We start from the raw sequence: 17906 nt of genomic DNA, 5'->3' as shown, positions 1-17906 counted from the left end.
TGATGCGATCGCCAAAATCGGCGTCACCTGAAGACTCTGCACCCCCAGGCGCCAGCGTTCAATCCTTCAACGCGTAAGCGATGATATAATCGCCGCGCTTGGTACCGAACGAGCCGTGACCACCGGCCGCGGTGACGACATATTGCTTGCCGCCCGCCTCGTAGCTCATCGGTGTCGATTGGGCGCCGGCCGGCAAGCGATCCTCCCAGAGCACCTTGCCGTTGCGCACGTCGTAGGCCCGGATCGTGTACTCGTAGGTCCCGGTGTAGAACGCGACCCCGCCGGCGGTCGTGATCGGCCCGCCCAGCATCGGCACGCCCAACCTGAACGGCAGCGGCAGCGGGGTGGTGTCTCGGATCGTGCCGTTGGGATGCTGCCAGACGATCTTCATCGTCTTCAGATCGATCGCGGCCATCAAGCCCCATGGCGGCCGGTAGCACGGCACGGAGAGCGGCGAGAGGAAGCTCTGGATATCCACCCCGAACGGCGTGCCATACATCGGCTGCGTACCGACCTCGCTGCCGACGGGCTTCTCCGCTGTCGGCGCCGGTGGATTGCCGGGACCACGGGGAATGAGCTTCGAGACGAACGGCAACGACATCGGATTGGCGATGGCGATCTGTCTCACCGGATCGACCGCGATGCCGCCCCATTCGAACATGCCGAGATTGCCCGGGAAGACCAGCGTGCCCTGCAACGAGGGCGGCGTGAACGTGCCTTCGTAACGCAGCCGCCGGAACTTGATCCGGCACAAGAGCTGGTCGAAGATCGTGCCGCCCCACATGTCTGCGCCGGTCAGCGTCGCCTCGGGGCGGAATGTCAGCTCGGAGAAGGGCTGCGTCGGCGCGGTGCGATCGCCGGGCGCCGCCCCTTGCGGTACCGGCCGCTCCGGCGCCGGCACGATCAGCTCACCAGTCCGTCGATCGAGCACGAAGATGTTGCCGACCTTGGTCGGCTGGATGATCGCGGGCACGACGCCCTTGGCCGTGGTCACGTCGACCAGGCTCGGTTGTGACGGAACGTCCATGTCCCAGAGGTCGTGATGCACCGTCTGGTATGACCAGACGCGCTTGCCGGTGTTGACGTCGAGCGCGACGATCGAGCTGGAATAGCGCTCGACCAGCGCATTGCGATTGCCTCCCCAGATGTCGGGCCCGTTATTGCCGGTGGGGATGTAGACGAGGTTCAATTTCGGATCGAACGAGGCCGTGATCCACGAATTGGGCGAGCCGTTGGTGTAGTGACGCGTCTGCGACGGCAGCTCATTTTCATCCGCCGCGCCTGAGTCCCAGGCCCAAACCAGCTTGCCGGTGTAGACGTCGAAGCCGCGGATGACACCCGAGGGTACGTCGACCGCATAATTGTCGATCACCGCGGCGGCGACGACCATTATCTTGTCGCTGACGACAGGCGGCGACGTCGGCTCGAAGAAGCCCGCCGTCTTGATCCCCATGCCTTGCTGGAGGTCGAGGCTGCCGTGATCGCCAAAACCCTCGCACAGCTTGCCGCTGTCGGCGTCGAGCGCGATCATGCGGCCGTCATTGACCGGAAGGAAGATCCGGCGAGGGCAGTCGGCGGGCGCGGGAGCGCCGCTGCTGTCGACCGCACCTGTCGCGGTTTCGTGGTATGAGACCCCGCGGCAGGTCATGTGCTGGAATGTCTTGTTGAACACCAGCTTGGGGTCGTATCGCCAGCGTTCCTTGCCGGTGCTTGCGTCGAGCGCGAACAGCACCTGGTGCTGCGAGCAAAGATAAAGCGTGTCGCGCACCTTGATCGGCGTGACTTCGAAGGTGGTCTCGCCGGAATCCTCCGGTGTCGGCACGTCGCCGGTGCGGAAGGTCCAGGCGACCTGGAGCTTGCCGACATTGTCGGGCGTGATCTGCTTCAGCGGTGAGTAGCGCTGTCCGAATTGCGTGCGTCCATACGCCCGCCAATCGCCATCCGGTTGAGGATCGGCTTCGCCTTGCGGCACGGCAGACGCTTGCTCGGCGATCGTGCCGTTGACGTCGTGATAGCTGGACATCAGTGCGATGATGAGGACAACGGAAGAGGCAGCTACGCCGATCCAGAGCGGCAGTGTCGCTCCGAGGTAAGACACCGGCTGGTCTCGGAGGACCCCGCGGACGATCACTGGCGTCAGCAGCCAGAGCGCCATGGGGAAGACGATGTCGCCGCGCGATGCGAGCGGCCACCAGTCGAACTGAACCTCGGAGATGGCCCACGCCACCGTGCCGACCAGCACGATCGTAAACAGCCAGAGCGCCTGATGGCGCTGCGCCAGCAACAACGCAGCCGTCGCGAGAATGCCGATACCGAGAACGATATAGAAGATGGATCCGCCCAGCGCGGCGAGCCAGAGGCCGCCCCCCGCGAGCACCAGACCGATCAGGGCATAGAGGAGACCTGTAACAAGGACGGCCCTGGATCGCTGCATGGCTGCTCCGGCGCGGCAAGAAGGTCGAGCGCTGCAAGTGCAAACGCAGCAGACGGCGCTGAGTTGCAGTCACTGTGGTCCAGTCAACCAAAACTGGCAACCTTCAACTGCTGCGTCGATGCAACATCTGCGAGCAAAAACCTGCGATCCGATGTGATAAGTCATTGTTCGGAATTGCGCGCTTGTTGGATACGATCATTCTTGCGCATCCTGTCCTCAGGACTCGCAACAGCTCGGGAACCACATCCATCATGTATCTGGGCATCGATCTCGGCACCTCGGCTGTCAAGACCGTTCTGGTGGACGCCGCCCAGCGTGTGATCGCGAGCGAGAGCAGGGCGCTGACGAGCGCCTCCCCGCAACCGGGTTATTTCGAGCAGGATCCGGCGCAGTGGATTGAGGCGACCTTTGCCACGCTGGACGCCTTGAAGGCCTCGCATGGACAAGAGCTGGCGAGGGTCGAAGGGATCGGGCTGTCCGGCCAAATGCATGGCCCCACGCTGCTTGACGCGAACGATACGCCGCTGCGGCCTTGCATCCTCTGGAACGACGGTCGCTCCGCCGCTGAGTGTCGCATCCTGGAGCAGCGCTGGCCCGCCTTGCGCGCGATAACGGGCAACAAGGCGATGCCGGGCTTTGCGGCGCCAAAACTGCTCTGGATCGCAAAGCACGAGCCCGAGATTTTTGCGGCGACGACCCGCGTCCTGCTGCCGAAAGCCTATCTGCGCCTCGTTCTATCGGCCGAGGCAATCGAGGACGTCTCTGATGCGTCGGGATCGCTATGGCTGGACGCGGCTCGCCGAGACTGGTCCGATGCGGCCCTGGCCGCGACCGGCCTGTCACGCGCACACATGCCGCGTCTGGTTGAGGGGTGCGCGCCGGCGGCCACATTGCGCCGCGAGCTCGCGCAGCGTTGGGGCATGGCGAGGTGTCCGATGATCGCGGGCGGCGCCGGCGACAATCCGGCGGGCGCCGTCGGCATCGGCGCGATCAGGCCCGGAACTGCATTTATCTCGCTGGGAACCTCAGGCGCCTTGCTGGCGCCATCGGACCATATTGCTGCGAACCCGGAACGGGTGGTCCATACCTTCTGCCACGCAATCCCAGGCATGTGGATTCAGGCCGGCGCGATCCTCTCGGCGGCATCGTGTCTGGCCTGGGCCGCGCGCCTGTTCGGTGTTCCTGAAAGCGAGCTGCTGGCGCCGCTGGGGGCGCGAGCGCAGGCGCCGTCTCCCGTGAGCTTCCTGCCATATCTTGCGGGCGAGCGGACGCCGCACGATGATCCCGTCGTGCGCGGCATGCTCGATGGGTTGAGCCACGGCACCGACCGCACGGCGATCGTGCAGGCCGTACTGGAGGGGGTTGCCTTCGCGCTGGCCGATTGCCGGGACGCGCTTGGCGATGCCGGCATTGCGGTGACGGAAGCCGATGTCATCGGCGGTGGTTCGCGGTCGCGGTTCTGGCTGTCGGTGCTATCAAACGTTTTGAACGTTCCCATTCATCGCTTTGCCGACGGCGAAACCGGCGCGGCTTTTGGTGCGGCGAGATTGGGGCGGCTTGCTGTCACCGGCGAGGCAATCGAAGCCGTCTGCACGCCACCGCAACGCGTCGAGACTTTCGAGCCCGATCGCGCGCTGGCGGCGGCCTATGCCGAGCGGCTTCCGGCCTGGCGCCAACTGTATCGGCCACGCAACTAGAATTGCTTTGGTTGCACATTTCTCCCTGTTCGCTGTTGCTCTGTGCGATGGCCTTTTGTTTAATGGGTGAACCGCGCTCGAAACGAAACGCGGACAGGAAACGCATTGTGCGCCGGGAGGCACGATGAACGAACCGATCCTCGAGATGCGAGGGGTCTCAAAATCTTTCTTCGGCATCAAGGCGCTGCGTGCGGTCGACCTGACGGTCTATGCCGGCGAGGTTCACGCCTTGATGGGCGAGAACGGCGCCGGCAAGTCGACCCTGATGAAAATCCTGTCGGGGGCCTACCGGCCAGATCCAGGCAGCGAGATCAGCATTGAGGGCAAGCCGGCGCGGATCGAAGGCCCGCTCGGCGGCAGGGCCGCGGGCATCTCGATCATTTATCAGGAACTATCTTTGGCCCCCAATCTGAGCGTCGCGGAGAATATTTATCTCGGCCGCGAGATATCTCGTTCAGGTTTGTTGGCGCGTGGCGCCATGCGTGAGGGCGTCGGGCCGATTCTGGAGCGGCTGGGCGCGGACTTCCTGCCATCGACGTTGGTGGCGCATCTCTCCATGGGGCAGCGCCAACTCGTCGAGATCGCGCGTGCGCTGCACGCGCGATCGAAGATCCTGATCATGGACGAGCCGACCACGGCGCTGTCGGCCGGCGAGAGCGAGCGGCTGTTTGCTCTGATCCGGCAACTTCGCGCCGAGGGCCTCGCCATCATCTATATCTCGCACCGCATGGACGAGGTCTATGCGCTCGGCGATCGCGTCACCGTGCTGCGCGATGGCCGGCTGGTCGGCTCGCTGGACAAAAAGGATATCCGTGCCGATGCCATCGTCCGCATGATGGTCGGACGCGACGTCTCCTCCTTCTACAAGAAGGATCACGATCCCGAGGCCGGGAAGGGGCATCCCGTGCTCACGGCAACCGACATGGCGGACGGGCTGCGCGTCAAGGGCTGCTCGCTCACCGTTCATGCGGGCGAGGTGGTGGGGCTTGCCGGACTGATCGGCGCCGGCCGTACCGAGCTTGCGCATCTCATCGTTGGCGCAGCGCCCAAGATTTCAGGCCGTCTCGACCTCGAGGGCCAGCCAATCGAAATCCGCACGCCCGGCGAGGCGCTCGAGGCCGGCATCGCCTACCTGACTGAAGACCGGAAGGCGCTTGGCCTGTTCCTCGACATGTCGTGCCTGGACAACATCAATCTCGCCGTGATCGGACGCGATGCCAAGCTGGGCTGGCTGCTGGATCGCGACAAGGCGCGTGAGCGCGCCGACCGGGCGTTTGCGGGACTCAGTATCCGCGCCGCCAATGCCGGCGTGCCCGCAGGAGGCCTGTCCGGCGGCAACCAGCAAAAGGTTCTCTTGTCGCGGCTGCTTGCCATTGCGCCAAAGGTGCTGATCCTCGATGAGCCGACGCGCGGCGTTGACGTCGGCGCCAAGTCGGAGATCTATTCCATCATCGACAATCTCGCCAAGGCCGGCACCGCAATCCTCGTCATTTCGTCCGATCTGCCTGAAATCATCGGTATCTGCGACCGCGTCCTGGTGATGCGGTCGGGGCATATCGCAGGCGAAGTCAGGCGAACCGAGACGGCGCCTTTGACTCAGGAAGACATCATGGCCCTCGCTACGGGGACGGAGCATCTCGATGCCTGATAACGGATCCACGCAGGCGAAGGCCGCACCGGTAAACGGCACCGCCGCCGCCGAGGCGACGAAACGCCAACGCATCAGGCTCCTCATCCGCGCCGCCGGCATGTTGCCGGTGTTGCTGTTGCTTTGCGCCGGCTTTCATTATCTGTCGGACGGACGTTTCTTCACCGGACAGAATCTCGGCATCGTGCTGCAGCAGGCTGCCGTCAATACCGTGCTCGCCGCGGGCATGACCTTCGTCATCCTTACCGGCGGCATCGATCTCTCGGTCGGCTCGATCCTGGCGGCCTCCGCGATGGCTGGCTTGACGATTTCCAAACTGCCTGACTTGGGCGCGCTTTGGCTGCCGGTCGCCGTGCTCACCGGTCTTGGCTTCGGCATCGTCAATGGCGCGCTGATCGCGCTGTTGCGGCTGCCGCCCTTCATCGTCACGCTGGGGTCGCTCACTGCCGTGCGCGGACTGGCGCGTCTGCTCGGCGCCGACACCACGGTATTCAATCCGTCGATACCCTATGCCTTTATCGGCAACGGCTCGCTCACGCTGATCCCCGGCGTGGCCTCGATTCCCTGGCTGTCGGTCATTGCGCTGCTCGTCATTTTCGTTTCGTGGGTGGTGCTGCGCCGGACCGTGCTGGGCGTGCACATCTATGCGGTCGGCGGCAACGAGAGCGCCGCACGGCTTGCCGGCATCAAAGTCTGGGGCGTCCTGATCTTCGTATATGGCGTGTCGGGCATGCTGGCCGGCCTTGGCGGCGGCATGCAGGCGGCGCGGCTCTATGCGGCAAACGGCTTGCAACTCGGACAGAGCTACGAGCTCGACGCGATCACCGCGGTGATTCTCGGCGGCACGTCCTTCGTCGGTGGCATCGGCTCGATCTGGGGGACACTGGTCGGCGCGCTGATCATCGCTGTGCTCTCGAACGGCCTGATTCTCACAGGTGTCTCAGACATCTGGCAATATGTGATCAAGGGGTTGGTGATCATCGGCGCCGTGGCGCTGGATCGCTATCGGTTGCAAGGCTCCGCTAGAACTTGAACGGTTCTGCGCGCACCCGAGCGCGCGGTGTGAAATTCGGTTGCGGCAACTGGTCTGCCGTACCGTGTTTGAAGACAGACCAGGGAGGAAGACAATGTTGAAGATGACCATGCTCGCCGGCGCCGCGATGGCGCTTGCGCTGACCACCGCACCGGCCTCTGCCAAGGAGCTCAAGTCGATTGGGGTCTCGCTGGGCTCGATGGGCAACCCGTTCTTCGTCGCGCTATCGAAGGGCGCCGAGTTCGAGGCCAAGAAGACCAATCCCAACGTGAAGATCACCACTGTCGGCTTCGAATATGATCTCGGCAAGCAGGTCACACAGATCGACAATTTCATCGCGGCCGGCGTCGACCTGATTCTGCTCAACCCCGGCGATCCCAAGGCGATCGGGCCGGCGATCAAGAAGGCGCAGGCCGCGGGCATCGTCGTGGTCGCAGTCGATACCGCGGCCGAAGGCGCCGATGCTACGGTGACGACCAACAACGTCCAGGCCGGCGAGATCTCGTGCCAGTACATCGTCGACAAGCTGGGCGGCAAGGGCGACGTCATCATCGAGAACGGACCGCAGGTCTCCGCGGTGATCGACCGCGTCACCGGCTGCAAGAACGTCTTCGGCAAAAATGCCGGCATCAAGGTGCTGTCGAGCGACCAGGACGGCAAGGGTTCGCGCGAAGGCGGCCTCACCGTTGCGCAAGGATATCTGACCCGCTTCTCCAAGATCGACGCCATCTTCGCCATCAACGACCCGCAAGCGATCGGCACCGACCTCGCGGCGAAACAGCAAAACCGCAGCGGCATCATCATCACCGCGGTCGACGGCGCGCCTGACATCGAAGCCTCGCTCAAGGATGCCGGGTCGCCTCAGATCCAGGCGTCGGCATCGCAAGACCCGTTCTTCATGGCGCGGCGAGCGGTGCAGATCGGCGTCGGCATCCTCAACGGGCAGAAGCCGGCCTCGACCGTCGAGCTGCTGCCCTCGAAGCTCGTGACCCGCGATAATATCAAGGATTACAAGGGCTGGACCTCGGACCGCTCGCAGTAACATCGCGCAATTATTGTTGCCATTGGCCAATTCGAGCAGGACGCCCCGGGAAACCAGCCCGGGGCGTGTCTGTGAGGTTGACCCCAGCGACTGATATGTCAAAGAAGGGCAGGTTTTCGTCGGCGATTCCAGCAAGGCTCGGCTGGAAGCACAAGCGCACCTCTGCGCAGCTCGTCGAGGAGATGATGGCGAGCGATCTGACTGATGCCAAACGGGATGTCGTCCATGGCAAGCGTACCGTTTGAGCTGAAGGGCAAAAGCGTCTACGTCGCCGGCCATCGCGGTATGGTCGGCAGCGCGATCGTGCGCCGGCTGGCGCGGGAGGATGTGAATCTCGTCACCGTGGACCGGCGCGAGGTCGATCTCTGCAACCAGGCCGCCGTATTCGATTGGTTCGCGCGCGTTCGGCCGCAGGTGGTTTTCCTCGCCGCGGCCACGGTCGGCGGCATTGTCGCCAACAACACGCTGCGGGCCGAATTCATTTACGACAACATCGCGATCGCCGCCAATGTGATCGAGGCGGCGCATCAAAACGGCGCCGAGAAGCTGATGTTCCTGGGCTCGTCCTGCATCTATCCGAAACTGGCACCGCAGCCGCTGCATGAGGATGCCGTGCTCACCGGTCCGCTGGAGCCGACCAACGAGCCATATGCGATCGCCAAGATTGCGGGCATCAAGATGGCTGAGGCCTATCGCAGCCAGTACGGTAGCGACTTCTTCAGCGTGATGCCGACCAATCTTTACGGCCCCGGCGATAATTATCATCCTGAGTTGAGCCATGTCGTCGCCGCCCTGATCCGGCGCTTCCACGAGGCGAAACTGTCTGGCGCCAAGAGCGTCGTCGTCTGGGGCACGGGGACGCCGCGACGCGAGTTCCTCTACGTCGACGATATGGCGGATGCCTGCGTGCATCTGATGAAGACCTATTCAGGCAGCGACCTCATCAACATCGGCACCGGCGAGGACATCGCCATCGCCGAGTTCGCGCGCGTCGTCGCCGGGATCGTCGGCTATCACGGCGAGATCAGTGTCGACACCTCGCGCCCCGACGGCACGCCGCGCAAGCTGCTCGATGTCAGCAGGCTCGACAAGCTCGGCTGGCGCGCGACGACCTCGCTTCACGACGGCTTGAAGCGCGCCTACGAGGCGTATCAGGCGACCCTGCTGGTTCCGGCGCAGCCTTAGGAACCATCATCGCAAGCACGAGTTGGCCGCATGGGCAGGGCGACATGCGAGACCTACCGTGCAAGACATCGTGCGCGTGCGCTCGACAGCGCAAATCGCCGGCCATCCCATTCATCCGATGCTGGTACCGATCCCGATCGCGTGCTTCATCGGCGCGCTGCTGACCGACATCGCCTATCTCGTCTCTGCCGAGATCATGTGGGCGGATTTCTCCGCCTGGCTGTTGCTCGCCGGTGTCATCTTCGGTGTGCTGGCCGGCATCGCCGGACTGACGGATTTCCTCGGCAATCGCCTGGTGCGCGCGCAGACGCCCGCCTGGCCGCACCTGATCGGCAATGTCGTGGCGATGATCCTCGCCATCATCAATCTGCTGATCCACACGCGTGACGCCTGGACCTCGGTGTGGCCGTGGGGGCTCGTTCTCTCGGTGCTCACCGTGCTGATCCTGCCCGTCACCGGCTGGCTCGGATGGGCCATGGTGTACCGCCACGGTGTAGGAGTTGCGCGATGAAATCTGTGCTTACGCCCGTGCTGTTGTGCGCGCTACTCGGCCTTCTCGCTGGTTGCGATGACGGCAGCGGCGATCCCAAGGCGCAGATCGGCGCCAATCCTGTGCTCCCCGATATCCAGCAATATCTGCTGCCGCCGATGCATATCGCCCGCATCATCGGCTGGAAGAAGGACGAGACGCCTGCGGTTGCGCAGGGTTTGCAGGCCAAGGCGTTCGCCACCGGCCTGCAGCATCCGCGCTCGCTCTATGTTCTCCCCAATGGCGACGTGCTGGTGGTGGAATCCAAGGCACCGAAGGCTGCCGCGATCAAGCGGCCCAAGGAGATCGTGATGGGCTACATCGAATCCTGGGCGACCTCAGGCGGCGACACCGGACCCAGCAATCGCATCACGCTGCTGCGAGACAGCAATGGCGACGGCATGCCGGATACGCAGAGCGTCTTCCTCGACCACCTCAATTCGCCGTTCGGCGTCGCGCTGGTCGGCAACGACCTCTATGTCGCCAACACCGACGCGATCGTGAAATATCCCTATGCCGAAGGCGACACCAAGATCACCGCGCCCGGCACGGTGCTGACGCCGTTGCCGGGCGGCCCGATCGATCACCACTGGACCAAGAGCCTGGTCGCGAGTCCTGACGGTTCAAAGCTCTATGTCGGGGTCGGCTCCAACAGCAACATTACCGAGAACGGCATGGAGGCCGAGCACAATCGCGCCGACATCCTCGAGGTCGATCGCGCCAGTGGCCGCTGGCGGATCTTTGCCAGCGGCCTGCGAAATCCGAACGGCCTCAGCTTCGAGCCACAGACCCACGCGCTGTGGACGGTGGTGAACGAGCGCGACGAGCTCGGGCCTGATCTCGTGCCCGATTACATGACCTCGGTGAAGGACGGCGCCTTCTACGGCTGGCCCTACAGCTATTACGGCCAGCACGTCGATCCCCGCGTCAAGCCGCAGCGGCCGGATCTCGTGGAAAAGGCCATCGTGCCGGATTACGCGCTGAGCTCGCATGTCGCCCCGCTCGGGCTTGCGTTCTCCAGCGGCAGCAGCCTGCCGGATGCCTATCGCAATGGCGCTTTTGTCGGCGAGCACGGCAGCTGGAACCGGCAGGTGCTGAATGGCTACAAGGTTGTCTACGTGCCATTCACGGACGGCAAGCCGAGCGGGCCGGCACAGGACGTCGTCACGGGCTTTCTCACCAGCGACAACCAGGCGCGCGGCCGCCCCGTCGGCGTCGCCATCGACAAATCAGGCGCGCTGCTGGTCGCCGACGACAGCGGCAACACGGTATGGCGGGTGACGGCGGCGCATCCGCAGGTCACGCAACGATAGGCAAGCTGCGCAGCGAGAGGAGAGGGATGATGGGCCTTGCCCAATATGCGATCGTACCGGTCCAGGACGAGTGGGGCGTGCTTCACGACGGCAACATCAAGAGCAGATACGCGACCAAGGAAGCCGCGTTCGAGTCTGCGGTCGCCGCAGCGTCACTGGCGCTACGCGAGGGCCACGAAGTCCATGTCACCGTGCCCGGCCGCGAAGCGGGCGAGAACGCGCTCGGGATCTAGCTTCCTCACACGATCAGCCGGCCGCGTCGCTTTGCGATCCCGATCGTGGCTTCGGCGCCCGCGTTAAAGTCGAGGCGATCGGCTTCGACGCCGTCGCTGAAGATCACGCCGTTCTCTGCCATCAGAGAACGTATGCACAGCTGTTCCTCGGATGCCAGCCGACCGCAGACGAGACTTGTCTGCGAGTGCCGGCTTGGGAAGGGCTCGCGGACGGCGAAGCGCAGCTCGGGGGCGTCCCAAGGCAGGGCCTCGTAGCCCGCCAGCGCGGGCGGCTGGCCAAAGCTGCCGGCGATTGCAAGCGAGCCGGTGACGATACTCTTGAACCAGGCGGTCGATCCCAGCCCCGTCGAGACGATCAGCCCGCTCGAGGATTGCCGCTCTGTCGTTCCGCCGGCCGCGATCTCGTAGATCGCCGAGACATGCGTGCGGGCGCCGATGAAGAGATCGTTCACAGCATGCAGCACCTGGCCATCGCTGAGCCTCGCTTCCGCCATCGTCACGGCCTGGCTGTCGCGCTTGTCGGCGGCGACGTCCGGCAGCAGCTTTGCGAGGTCGCGCGGCGCGAACGGCAGGAGAATGCCGTCGTAACGCGCGGGATCCGGGTTGAGCCCGATCAACGGATGGTCGTCGAGATATTTCATCGTGTTGGCGACGACGCCGTCCTGGCCGAGCGCGACGACGATGTCGTTTGGGGCGAAGATGAAGTTCGGCAGGAAAGTGCGCTCGATTACCTGATAGCGTCCCCATTGCTCCAGCACCTGAACCGTCGCATGCCGCTGCGCATGATAGATCTCGTGCTCACGCTCGTAGTCGCTGAAGTCGGCGCCGAGATGCTCGACATAGAAGCGCGCCTGCGCCGCCGTCAGGTAACGCGCAACCAGGTCTTGCAGTCTGGTCTTGCGGGTCACCAGCACGATCTTGCGGTCATTGGCGGCGGGCATTGGCGGCCTCCGGCTTCGGCTTCTCGATCAACTGGCTGAGCAGATCGGGCGAGACGTTGAGCTGGCCGATCTTCTCGGCCTTCTCGGCGATGCCGGAGAAGGCCTGCGCGATCAGCTGGCCCGGCTGCATGCCTGCGGCTGCGAGCGCCTGGATCACGCGAGTGTCGACGCCCTCGAAAATCTTCATCAGCGCGCCGACGCGATAGGCCTCGGCGTCGGCCAGCGTGCGGGTGTTCTCGGCGTTGAGCCCGACGAAATCCTTGCGCTTGCCTTCCAGCACGATGTCGGCGGCCATGCCGGCCTCGCGCAGCTCGTTGCGCTTGGCGGCAACGCTCGCCTCGGCGTCCATCTGGGTCTCGCGGATGGAGCGCTTCTTCTGCTCGACCGCGATCTCGGTGTCGAGCTCGCTCTCGCGAATGGCGCGCTCCTGCTCGACCGCGAAATTGCGCCTTGCGAAGATCGCTTCGTCCGCGGTCTTCAAGATCGCTTCGCGCGCCTGCGCCTCGAGCGCCTTCGCAGTGTCGGGCGTCGGCTTGATGCCGCGGATCGACACGCCCAGGATTTCCAGGCCAAGGGCGTCGATGTCGGCGCGTCCCCGCAGACCGCCCGCGATGAAGTCGGCGATGCGGTCGGAGGCTTGCAGCGCGTCCTTCAGCGTCAGCTCCTTGATCGCCTGCTGCGCCAGCACCTCGACCGTGCCGAGAATGCGTTCCGGCAGCTTCTCGGGATCGTCGCTCTCATAGGTCTTGCCGTCGGGCTTGAGCGTGAAGTTGAGCATCGAGGCCGCCTTCTTCGGCTCGCTGACGCGGTAGGTGACGTGGCCTTGCACGGTGAGGGTCTGAAAGTCGCGCGCGATCTGTTGGAAGATGAAGGAGGCGTCGCGGCTGCCGACAGGCACGGCGACGAGTGTGGTCACCGGCGCGTAATAGAACGCGGAGAGGCCGGTGCCCTCGGCGACAACAGCGCCGGCGCGGTACTTCATCAGATAGGTGGTGGGTTGGGCCTTGACGAATCGGATGCCGAACATGGCTTGCCTCCTGCGGCTATAAGTTGGTCTGAGCAACTAAGTAAGTTGGACTGTACAACTAACTATGCTACTGTCAAGGCCGAAACAGGGGAGGCCGCTGATGGCGGGCGAGGTTCGGGCCCAAGGGGCTGTAAAATCAGGGCAATTGGATTTCCCGCGGCCCCTGACCACGGTCGACGTCGTGATCTTTTCGATTCTCGATGACAAGCTTCAGGTGCTGCTGGTGCAGCGTCCGGCCGGTGAGGGCGAACCGTTTCCGCTCAGCCTGGCGCTGCCGGGCGGCTTCGTCGACATCGCCAGGGATCGCGACCTCGCCGCCTGTGCGGCGCGCAAGCTGAAGGAGAAGACGGGGGTCACCAGCCCTTATCTGGAGCAGCTTGGAAGCTGGGGAAGTGCCTCGCGCGATCCGCGTGGCTGGTCGGCAACCCACGCCTATTTCGCACTGATCCTGGCCGACGCGAGCACGCTGACGTCCGATGCGCGCTGGCTTCCAATTCGAGACGGCAAGCTCAGGGAGAAGCTCGCCTTCGATCACGGCGAGATCCTGGCCAGCGCGATCCAGCGCCTGCGCAACAAGGTGGAATACACCTCGCTGCCCGCCTATCTGATGCCCGCGGAATTCACGCTGCCCGACCTGCAGCGCGTCTACGAGATCGTGCTCGACCGTCCACTCGAGAAGAGCGCCTTCCGCACAAGGATCCTGTCGGCCGACATGATCGAGCCGGTCGCGAAGATGCGGCGCGGACCGAACCGGCCGGCGCAGCTCTATCGCCTGAAGAAGAACAGCGAGCCGGTGTATTTCGTACGGACCTTCAATCCGCCGGAGTGAATGCCGCCGCCCGGGTCGCCCGAGCCCGGATAACATCGTGTTAGGTTTATCGCATAACTGGGTAATTGTGTTAGCCCGGCGAAAGCCTATTGTCGCGCCAATCAAATACGCATCGGCAGTGACAAACGCGTGCGGAGCGTCCGCACAGCGCGCGGAAAATGCTGCCCAGTTTCTTCCAAGAAGCCCGCCCACGGGACGCCAGCAACCAATGTGGAGGACTCCCAGGATGACCGCAATCCATCAACTGAGCCAGTCGAGGAAGGCCGCTGCGAGTGGCTGGATCGGGTCGGCTCTCGAATATTATGACTTCTTCATCTACGCGACCGCCGCGTCGCTGATCTTCCCGCAGATCTTCTTTCCGTCTGAAAATCCGACCGTCGCCATCGTCGCCTCGCTGGCGACCTATGGTGTAGGCTATGTGGCCCGCCCGATCGGCGCCTTCGTGCTCGGGCATTGGGGCGACACCCACGGGCGCAAGACAGTTCTGATCGTCTGCATGTTCCTGATGGGCATCTCGACCATGGCGGTGGGCATCCTGCCGACCTATCAGCAGGTCGGTATCCTCGCGCCGATCCTGCTGGTCATCCTTCGCCTGATCCAGGGATTTGCCGTTGCCGGTGAAATCTCCGGCGCGAGCTCGATGATCCTGGAGCACTCGCCGTTCGGTCGCCGCGGTTTCTTCGCGAGCTTTGCCCTTCAGGGCGTGCAAGCCGGACAGATTCTGGCGGCAGCCGTCTTCCTGCCGCTGGCGGCCTATATGCCGACCGACGCCTTCAACAGCTGGGGCTGGCGTATCCCCTTCCTGCTCAGTTTCTTCGTCATCGTCGCAGGCTACATCATCCGCCGCGAAGTCGACGAAACCCCTGCCTTTGCCCGCGAGGACCGGCGGGGAGAAACGCCGCGGTCGCCCATCGTCCAGGCCATCAAGCTGAATTGGCCCGACATGCTCAGGGTGATCTGCATGGCGCTGATGAACGTCATTCCCGTGGTTGCGACCATCTTCGGTGCCGCCTACGCGGTGCAGCCGGCCTACGGCATCGGCTTTGCCAAGGACGTCTATCTTTGGATCCCGGTCCTCGGAAACATGCTGGCCATATTCGTCATTCCCTTCGTCGGCAATCTCTCCGACAAGGTCGGCCGCAAGCCCCCCATCGTCGTCGGCGCGCTGCTCTCCGGCTTGCTCGCTATCTTCTATCTCTATGCCATCAGCATCAGAAGCGTGCCGCTGGCCATCGTGCTATCGTTGTTGATGTGGGGTGTGGTCTATCAGGGCTACAACGCGATCTTCCCGAGCTTTTATCCGGAGTTGTTTCCGACCCGCACCCGCGTGTCGGCGATGGCGATCTCGCAGAACATCGGCACCACCATCACCGCGCTGCTTCCGGCCCTGTTCGCGACGGTGGCGCCTCCCGGCTCAGCCAACATCCCGACGACAGTGGGGGCGATCGCCTTCGGCATCACTGTTATCGCGGCGCTGGCAGCCGTCACGGCCCGGGAAACCTATCGCATCCATATCGACGATCTCGGCAATCCCGCAGCCGTTCCGATCGCGCGGGCCGACTATGATCGGCAGCGTGCAGCCGCAGCGCACAGCGCTGTCGCAGCCCGGACCTGACGGCGAAAGGCCATGCCGCAGCGATCGATGATGTTCGCGGCGGCATGGCTTTACTGTATAAGCTGACTATCGAAGTTTTGTGCGCGTGAGCGCTGCTATGATGAGGTTGCTCGATGAATCCCGCTGTTGTTGCCGTTGCAATCACAGGTTCTGTTCCGCGCAAGAAGGACAATCCCGCGGTGCCGATCCTGCCAGCCGAGCAGGTCGAGTCGACGCACGAGGCCTTCGAGGCCGGTGCCACATTGGCACATATCCACGTTCGCAATGACGACGAGACGCCGTCCTCCGACCCGGAGCGGTTCGCTCTGGTGCAGGAAGGCATCCGGAAGCATTGTCCTGGGATGATCGTGCAGTTCTCGACCGGTGGGCGCGGCCGGGATCCCTCGGCCCGTGGATCTTCGCTCTATCTGAAGCCGGACATGGCCTCGCTGTCCACGGGGTCGGTGAACTTTCCGACCATCGTCTACGAGAACAGCGCCGCCCTGGTCGAGACTCTCGCCACCGGCATGAAGGCAAATGGCGTTCGTCCGGAAATCGAGATCTTCGACCTGTCGCATCTGCATGGGGCGCGACGCCTGATCGAGGCTGGGCTGATGGATGCGCGTCCGCATGTGCAATTCGTCATGGGCGTCAAGAACGCGATGCCTGCCGACGAACATGTGCTCGACATTCTACTGGCTGAGCTGAGGCGCCTGATCCCGAAGGCGACCTGGACCGCGGCCGGGATCGGACGCCATCAGGCCGAGGTGATGGACTGGGCCCTGTCGCGCGGGGCCGACGCGGTTCGTACCGGGCTCGAGGACAATATCAGGGTCGACAAGACGCGCCTCGCCGCCAGCAATGCGGAGCTCGTGGGCATCGCATGTGAGGCTATCAAACGCCACGGCCGGCGTGTGGCGACTGCGGCCGAGGCGCGATCCCTGCTCGGGATCGCGGGGTAAGGCTGCGGTCTTTCTCCTGACATGCTTCCGGCTGCGTTCTGCTATTCGGAACCAACATTCCTGTGAACTGAGTCTCCGGGTAAGACAGGGCTCACAGGCGTGATCGGCGCCTGCCGGGCAGGCGACGACTGGAATGCGGTTCTTGAAATCTGACAGCAGGCTCCTCGGGCTCCTGCTGGTGCTTGCGATCACCCAACTCATTGCATGGGGTACGATCGGCCTTCCGGCCGTCGTCGGCCGCGACCTCGGGGCCGATCTCGGCATGAGTCTGCCGGCGGTGTTTGCAGGTAGCTCGGTGCTCTACGTCACCATGGGCCTGTGCGCGCCCTGGCTCGCCAAGGTCTTTGCGCGGCACGGCGCGCGCAAAGTGATGATGGTCGGCACTGTTGTCTCCGTGCCGGGCTATGTCGTTTTGTGCTTCGCGCGCGAACCGATGCTCTATTTCGCCGGCTGGGTGATCCTCGGCATGGGCGGTAGCGCCACGCTGTCGACCGGGGCCTATATCATGCTGAACGAGGTCGCGGGGCGTGGCGCCAAGAACGCTATCGGCGGGCTGATGATGGTGACGGGTCTTTCCAGCAGCATATTCTGGCCGACCACCTCGTTCCTCAGCGATTGGCTCGGTTGGCGCGGCACCTGTCTCGTCTACGCGGCGATGATGCTTGCCATCAACCTTCCGCTTCTTGCGTTTGTCGCGCCGCGGCGGAAAATCGCGACAGGCGATCGTGGTGAGATCGTCAAGGCGGCGCCGTCGCCTGCGATTCCCAAGAGCACGTTCGGTCTCGTGGTGGGCGTGATCACGATGAACGCCTTCGTCAATTTCGGCATCGGTGCCATCCTGATCGAGCTGTTGCGGGCGGAGGGCCTTGCTCCCGCGCAGGCGCTTGCCTTCGGCTCGATGCTCGGTGTGATCCAGGTCAGCGCCCGCGGCCTCGACTTGCTCGGCGGCGGGCGATGGGACGGCATCACCACCGGGCTCGTCGCCGGCACGGCGCTGCCCGTTGCCATGGTGCTGCTGATGCTGAGCGAGGGCGCGACCTGGGCGGTGGCGACCTTCATCCTGCTCTATGGCGCCGGCAGCGGCGCAATGGCGGTGGCGCGAGCGACGATTCCGCTCGTCTTCTACGACCAGGCCGAGTTCGCCAAGGCGATGTCGATGATCGCATTGCCGCTCAATCTGGCCTCCGCGATCTCGCCGCCGCTGCTCGCTGGCTTGCTCACCCAGTTCGGCAGCCGCGGCGCACTTGGTCTCACCCTGGTCTTTTCTTGCGCGACGGTGCTGATCCTGGTCCTGCTCGGACGGCGTCGTCCGCGACTGGCTGCGGCGGCCGCGGCCTGAGGCGTTATTCGCAGCGTGGAATTCGTCGCTGCGGGACTGCGTCCGCCGCCGGGACAGGGATGGCCGTATGCCGCCAGTGCAGTGCTCGGGGCACCAAAAT

The 17906-nt window shown here is 64.1% G+C and carries 16 protein-coding genes; 13 read left to right on the top strand and 3 right to left on the bottom strand.

The genetic code is table 11. The annotated features are described in order from the left end of the window. Positions 1 to 58: 58 nt before the first annotated feature. On the bottom strand, positions 59 to 2434 hold the full coding sequence (locus Q0687_RS31560) for a glucose/quinate/shikimate family membrane-bound PQQ-dependent dehydrogenase (protein WP_298885572.1): 2376 nt from the start codon (positions 2432 to 2434) through the stop codon (positions 59 to 61). 251 nt (positions 2435 to 2685) lie between these two features. Here Q0687_RS31560 and xylB point away from each other — a divergent pair, with 251 nt between their 5' ends. The 9 genes from xylB (at position 2686) to Q0687_RS31515 (ending at position 11114) form a co-directional block, all read left to right on the top strand. Next, positions 2686 to 4131 (top strand): xylulokinase, encoded by a 1446-nt coding sequence (gene xylB, locus Q0687_RS31555; protein WP_298885571.1) that lies wholly within the window; start codon positions 2686 to 2688, stop codon positions 4129 to 4131. A 124-nt stretch (positions 4132 to 4255) separates the two neighbouring features. Continuing rightward, positions 4256 to 5779, top strand: coding sequence for a sugar ABC transporter ATP-binding protein (locus Q0687_RS31550; protein ID WP_298885569.1), 1524 nt, complete (start codon positions 4256 to 4258; stop codon positions 5777 to 5779). Beyond that, the gene (locus Q0687_RS31545; RefSeq protein ID WP_298885567.1) at positions 5772 to 6812 is read left to right on the top strand and encodes a ribose ABC transporter permease; all 1041 of its coding nucleotides are present in this window, start codon (positions 5772 to 5774) and stop codon (positions 6810 to 6812) included. Before Q0687_RS31550 ends, Q0687_RS31545 begins: the two co-directional genes overlap by 8 nt. Positions 6813 to 6906: 94 nt before the next feature. Next, positions 6907 to 7854 (top strand): ABC transporter substrate-binding protein, encoded by a 948-nt coding sequence (locus Q0687_RS31540; protein ID WP_298885565.1) that lies wholly within the window; start codon positions 6907 to 6909, stop codon positions 7852 to 7854. 95 nt (positions 7855 to 7949) lie between these two features. Then, positions 7950 to 8099, top strand: coding sequence for a hypothetical protein (locus Q0687_RS31535; RefSeq protein ID WP_363324028.1), 150 nt, complete (start codon positions 7950 to 7952; stop codon positions 8097 to 8099). Continuing rightward, positions 8071 to 9039 (top strand): GDP-L-fucose synthase, encoded by a 969-nt coding sequence (locus Q0687_RS31530; RefSeq protein WP_298885679.1) that lies wholly within the window; start codon positions 8071 to 8073, stop codon positions 9037 to 9039. The genes Q0687_RS31535 and Q0687_RS31530 overlap by 29 nt, the downstream gene beginning before the upstream one ends. 58 nt (positions 9040 to 9097) lie before the next feature. Then, positions 9098 to 9550, top strand: coding sequence for a DUF2231 domain-containing protein (locus Q0687_RS31525; RefSeq protein ID WP_298885563.1), 453 nt, complete (start codon positions 9098 to 9100; stop codon positions 9548 to 9550). Then, positions 9547 to 10881: a sorbosone dehydrogenase family protein gene (locus Q0687_RS31520; RefSeq protein WP_298885561.1), complete on the top strand. Its 1335-nt coding sequence runs from the start codon at positions 9547 to 9549 to the stop codon at positions 10879 to 10881. The genes Q0687_RS31525 and Q0687_RS31520 overlap by 4 nt, the downstream gene beginning before the upstream one ends. Positions 10882 to 10910: 29 nt before the next feature. Next, positions 10911 to 11114, top strand: a complete 204-nt coding sequence (locus Q0687_RS31515) for a hypothetical protein (protein ID WP_298885677.1) — start codon at positions 10911 to 10913, stop codon at positions 11112 to 11114. 5 nt (positions 11115 to 11119) lie between these two features. On the opposite strand, the gene Q0687_RS31510 is transcribed toward Q0687_RS31515, so the two are convergent. Further along, entirely contained in the window at positions 11120 to 12055 is a 936-nt protein-coding gene (locus Q0687_RS31510) for a sugar kinase (RefSeq protein ID WP_298885559.1), read from the bottom strand. Beyond that, positions 12039 to 13082 carry an SPFH domain-containing protein gene (locus Q0687_RS31505; protein ID WP_298885557.1) on the bottom strand — a complete coding sequence of 348 codons (1044 nt, stop codon included), beginning with the start codon at positions 13080 to 13082 and terminating at the stop codon, positions 12039 to 12041. Before Q0687_RS31505 ends, Q0687_RS31510 begins: the two co-directional genes overlap by 17 nt. Positions 13083 to 13182: 100 nt before the next feature. Between Q0687_RS31505 and Q0687_RS31500 the strand changes: the two genes are divergently transcribed. From Q0687_RS31500 to Q0687_RS31485, 4 genes are all read left to right on the top strand, one after another. Then, on the top strand, positions 13183 to 13911 hold the full coding sequence (locus Q0687_RS31500; RefSeq protein WP_298885555.1) for an NUDIX domain-containing protein: 729 nt from the start codon (positions 13183 to 13185) through the stop codon (positions 13909 to 13911). 226 nt (positions 13912 to 14137) lie between these two features. Further along, entirely contained in the window at positions 14138 to 15526 is a 1389-nt protein-coding gene (locus tag Q0687_RS31495; RefSeq protein ID WP_298885553.1) for an MFS transporter, read from the top strand. Positions 15527 to 15639: 113 nt separating this feature from the next. Then, positions 15640 to 16467, top strand: coding sequence for a 3-keto-5-aminohexanoate cleavage protein (locus Q0687_RS31490; protein ID WP_298885551.1), 828 nt, complete (start codon positions 15640 to 15642; stop codon positions 16465 to 16467). Between the two features lie 133 nt (positions 16468 to 16600). After that, positions 16601 to 17806 (top strand): MFS transporter, encoded by a 1206-nt coding sequence (locus Q0687_RS31485; RefSeq protein ID WP_298885549.1) that lies wholly within the window; start codon positions 16601 to 16603, stop codon positions 17804 to 17806. The last annotated feature ends 100 nt before the right edge of the window (positions 17807 to 17906 follow it).

This window comes from uncultured Bradyrhizobium sp. (assembly GCF_936928535.1).
Classification (GTDB): Bacteria; Pseudomonadota; Alphaproteobacteria; order Rhizobiales; family Xanthobacteraceae; genus Bradyrhizobium.
This window is presented reverse-complemented; position numbering and strand designations above follow the sequence as displayed.

Excerpts from the sequence above, each read along its gene's own strand:
- Q0687_RS31535 (WP_363324028.1), top strand. The coding sequence starts at position 7,950 with ATGTCAAAGAAGGGCAGGTTTTCGTCGGCGATTCCAGCAAGGCTCGGC.
- Q0687_RS31550 (WP_298885569.1), top strand. The coding sequence starts at position 4,256 with ATGAACGAACCGATCCTCGAGATGCGAGGGGTCTCAAAATCTTTCTTC.
- Q0687_RS31530 (WP_298885679.1), top strand. The coding sequence starts at position 8,071 with ATGTCGTCCATGGCAAGCGTACCGTTTGAGCTGAAGGGCAAAAGCGTC.
- Q0687_RS31520 (WP_298885561.1), top strand. The coding sequence starts at position 9,547 with ATGAAATCTGTGCTTACGCCCGTGCTGTTGTGCGCGCTACTCGGCCTT.
- Q0687_RS31560 (WP_298885572.1), bottom strand. The coding sequence starts at position 2,434 with ATGCAGCGATCCAGGGCCGTCCTTGTTACAGGTCTCCTCTATGCCCTG.
- Q0687_RS31515 (WP_298885677.1), top strand. The coding sequence starts at position 10,911 with ATGGGCCTTGCCCAATATGCGATCGTACCGGTCCAGGACGAGTGGGGC.
- Q0687_RS31495 (WP_298885553.1), top strand. The coding sequence starts at position 14,138 with ATGACCGCAATCCATCAACTGAGCCAGTCGAGGAAGGCCGCTGCGAGT.
- Q0687_RS31485 (WP_298885549.1), top strand. The coding sequence starts at position 16,601 with ATGCGGTTCTTGAAATCTGACAGCAGGCTCCTCGGGCTCCTGCTGGTG.
- Q0687_RS31500 (WP_298885555.1), top strand. The coding sequence starts at position 13,183 with ATGGCGGGCGAGGTTCGGGCCCAAGGGGCTGTAAAATCAGGGCAATTG.
- Q0687_RS31505 (WP_298885557.1), bottom strand. The coding sequence starts at position 13,082 with ATGTTCGGCATCCGATTCGTCAAGGCCCAACCCACCACCTATCTGATG.
- Q0687_RS31510 (WP_298885559.1), bottom strand. The coding sequence starts at position 12,055 with ATGCCCGCCGCCAATGACCGCAAGATCGTGCTGGTGACCCGCAAGACC.
- Q0687_RS31490 (WP_298885551.1), top strand. The coding sequence starts at position 15,640 with ATGAATCCCGCTGTTGTTGCCGTTGCAATCACAGGTTCTGTTCCGCGC.
- xylB (WP_298885571.1), top strand. The coding sequence starts at position 2,686 with ATGTATCTGGGCATCGATCTCGGCACCTCGGCTGTCAAGACCGTTCTG.
- Q0687_RS31540 (WP_298885565.1), top strand. The coding sequence starts at position 6,907 with ATGTTGAAGATGACCATGCTCGCCGGCGCCGCGATGGCGCTTGCGCTG.
- Q0687_RS31545 (WP_298885567.1), top strand. The coding sequence starts at position 5,772 with ATGCCTGATAACGGATCCACGCAGGCGAAGGCCGCACCGGTAAACGGC.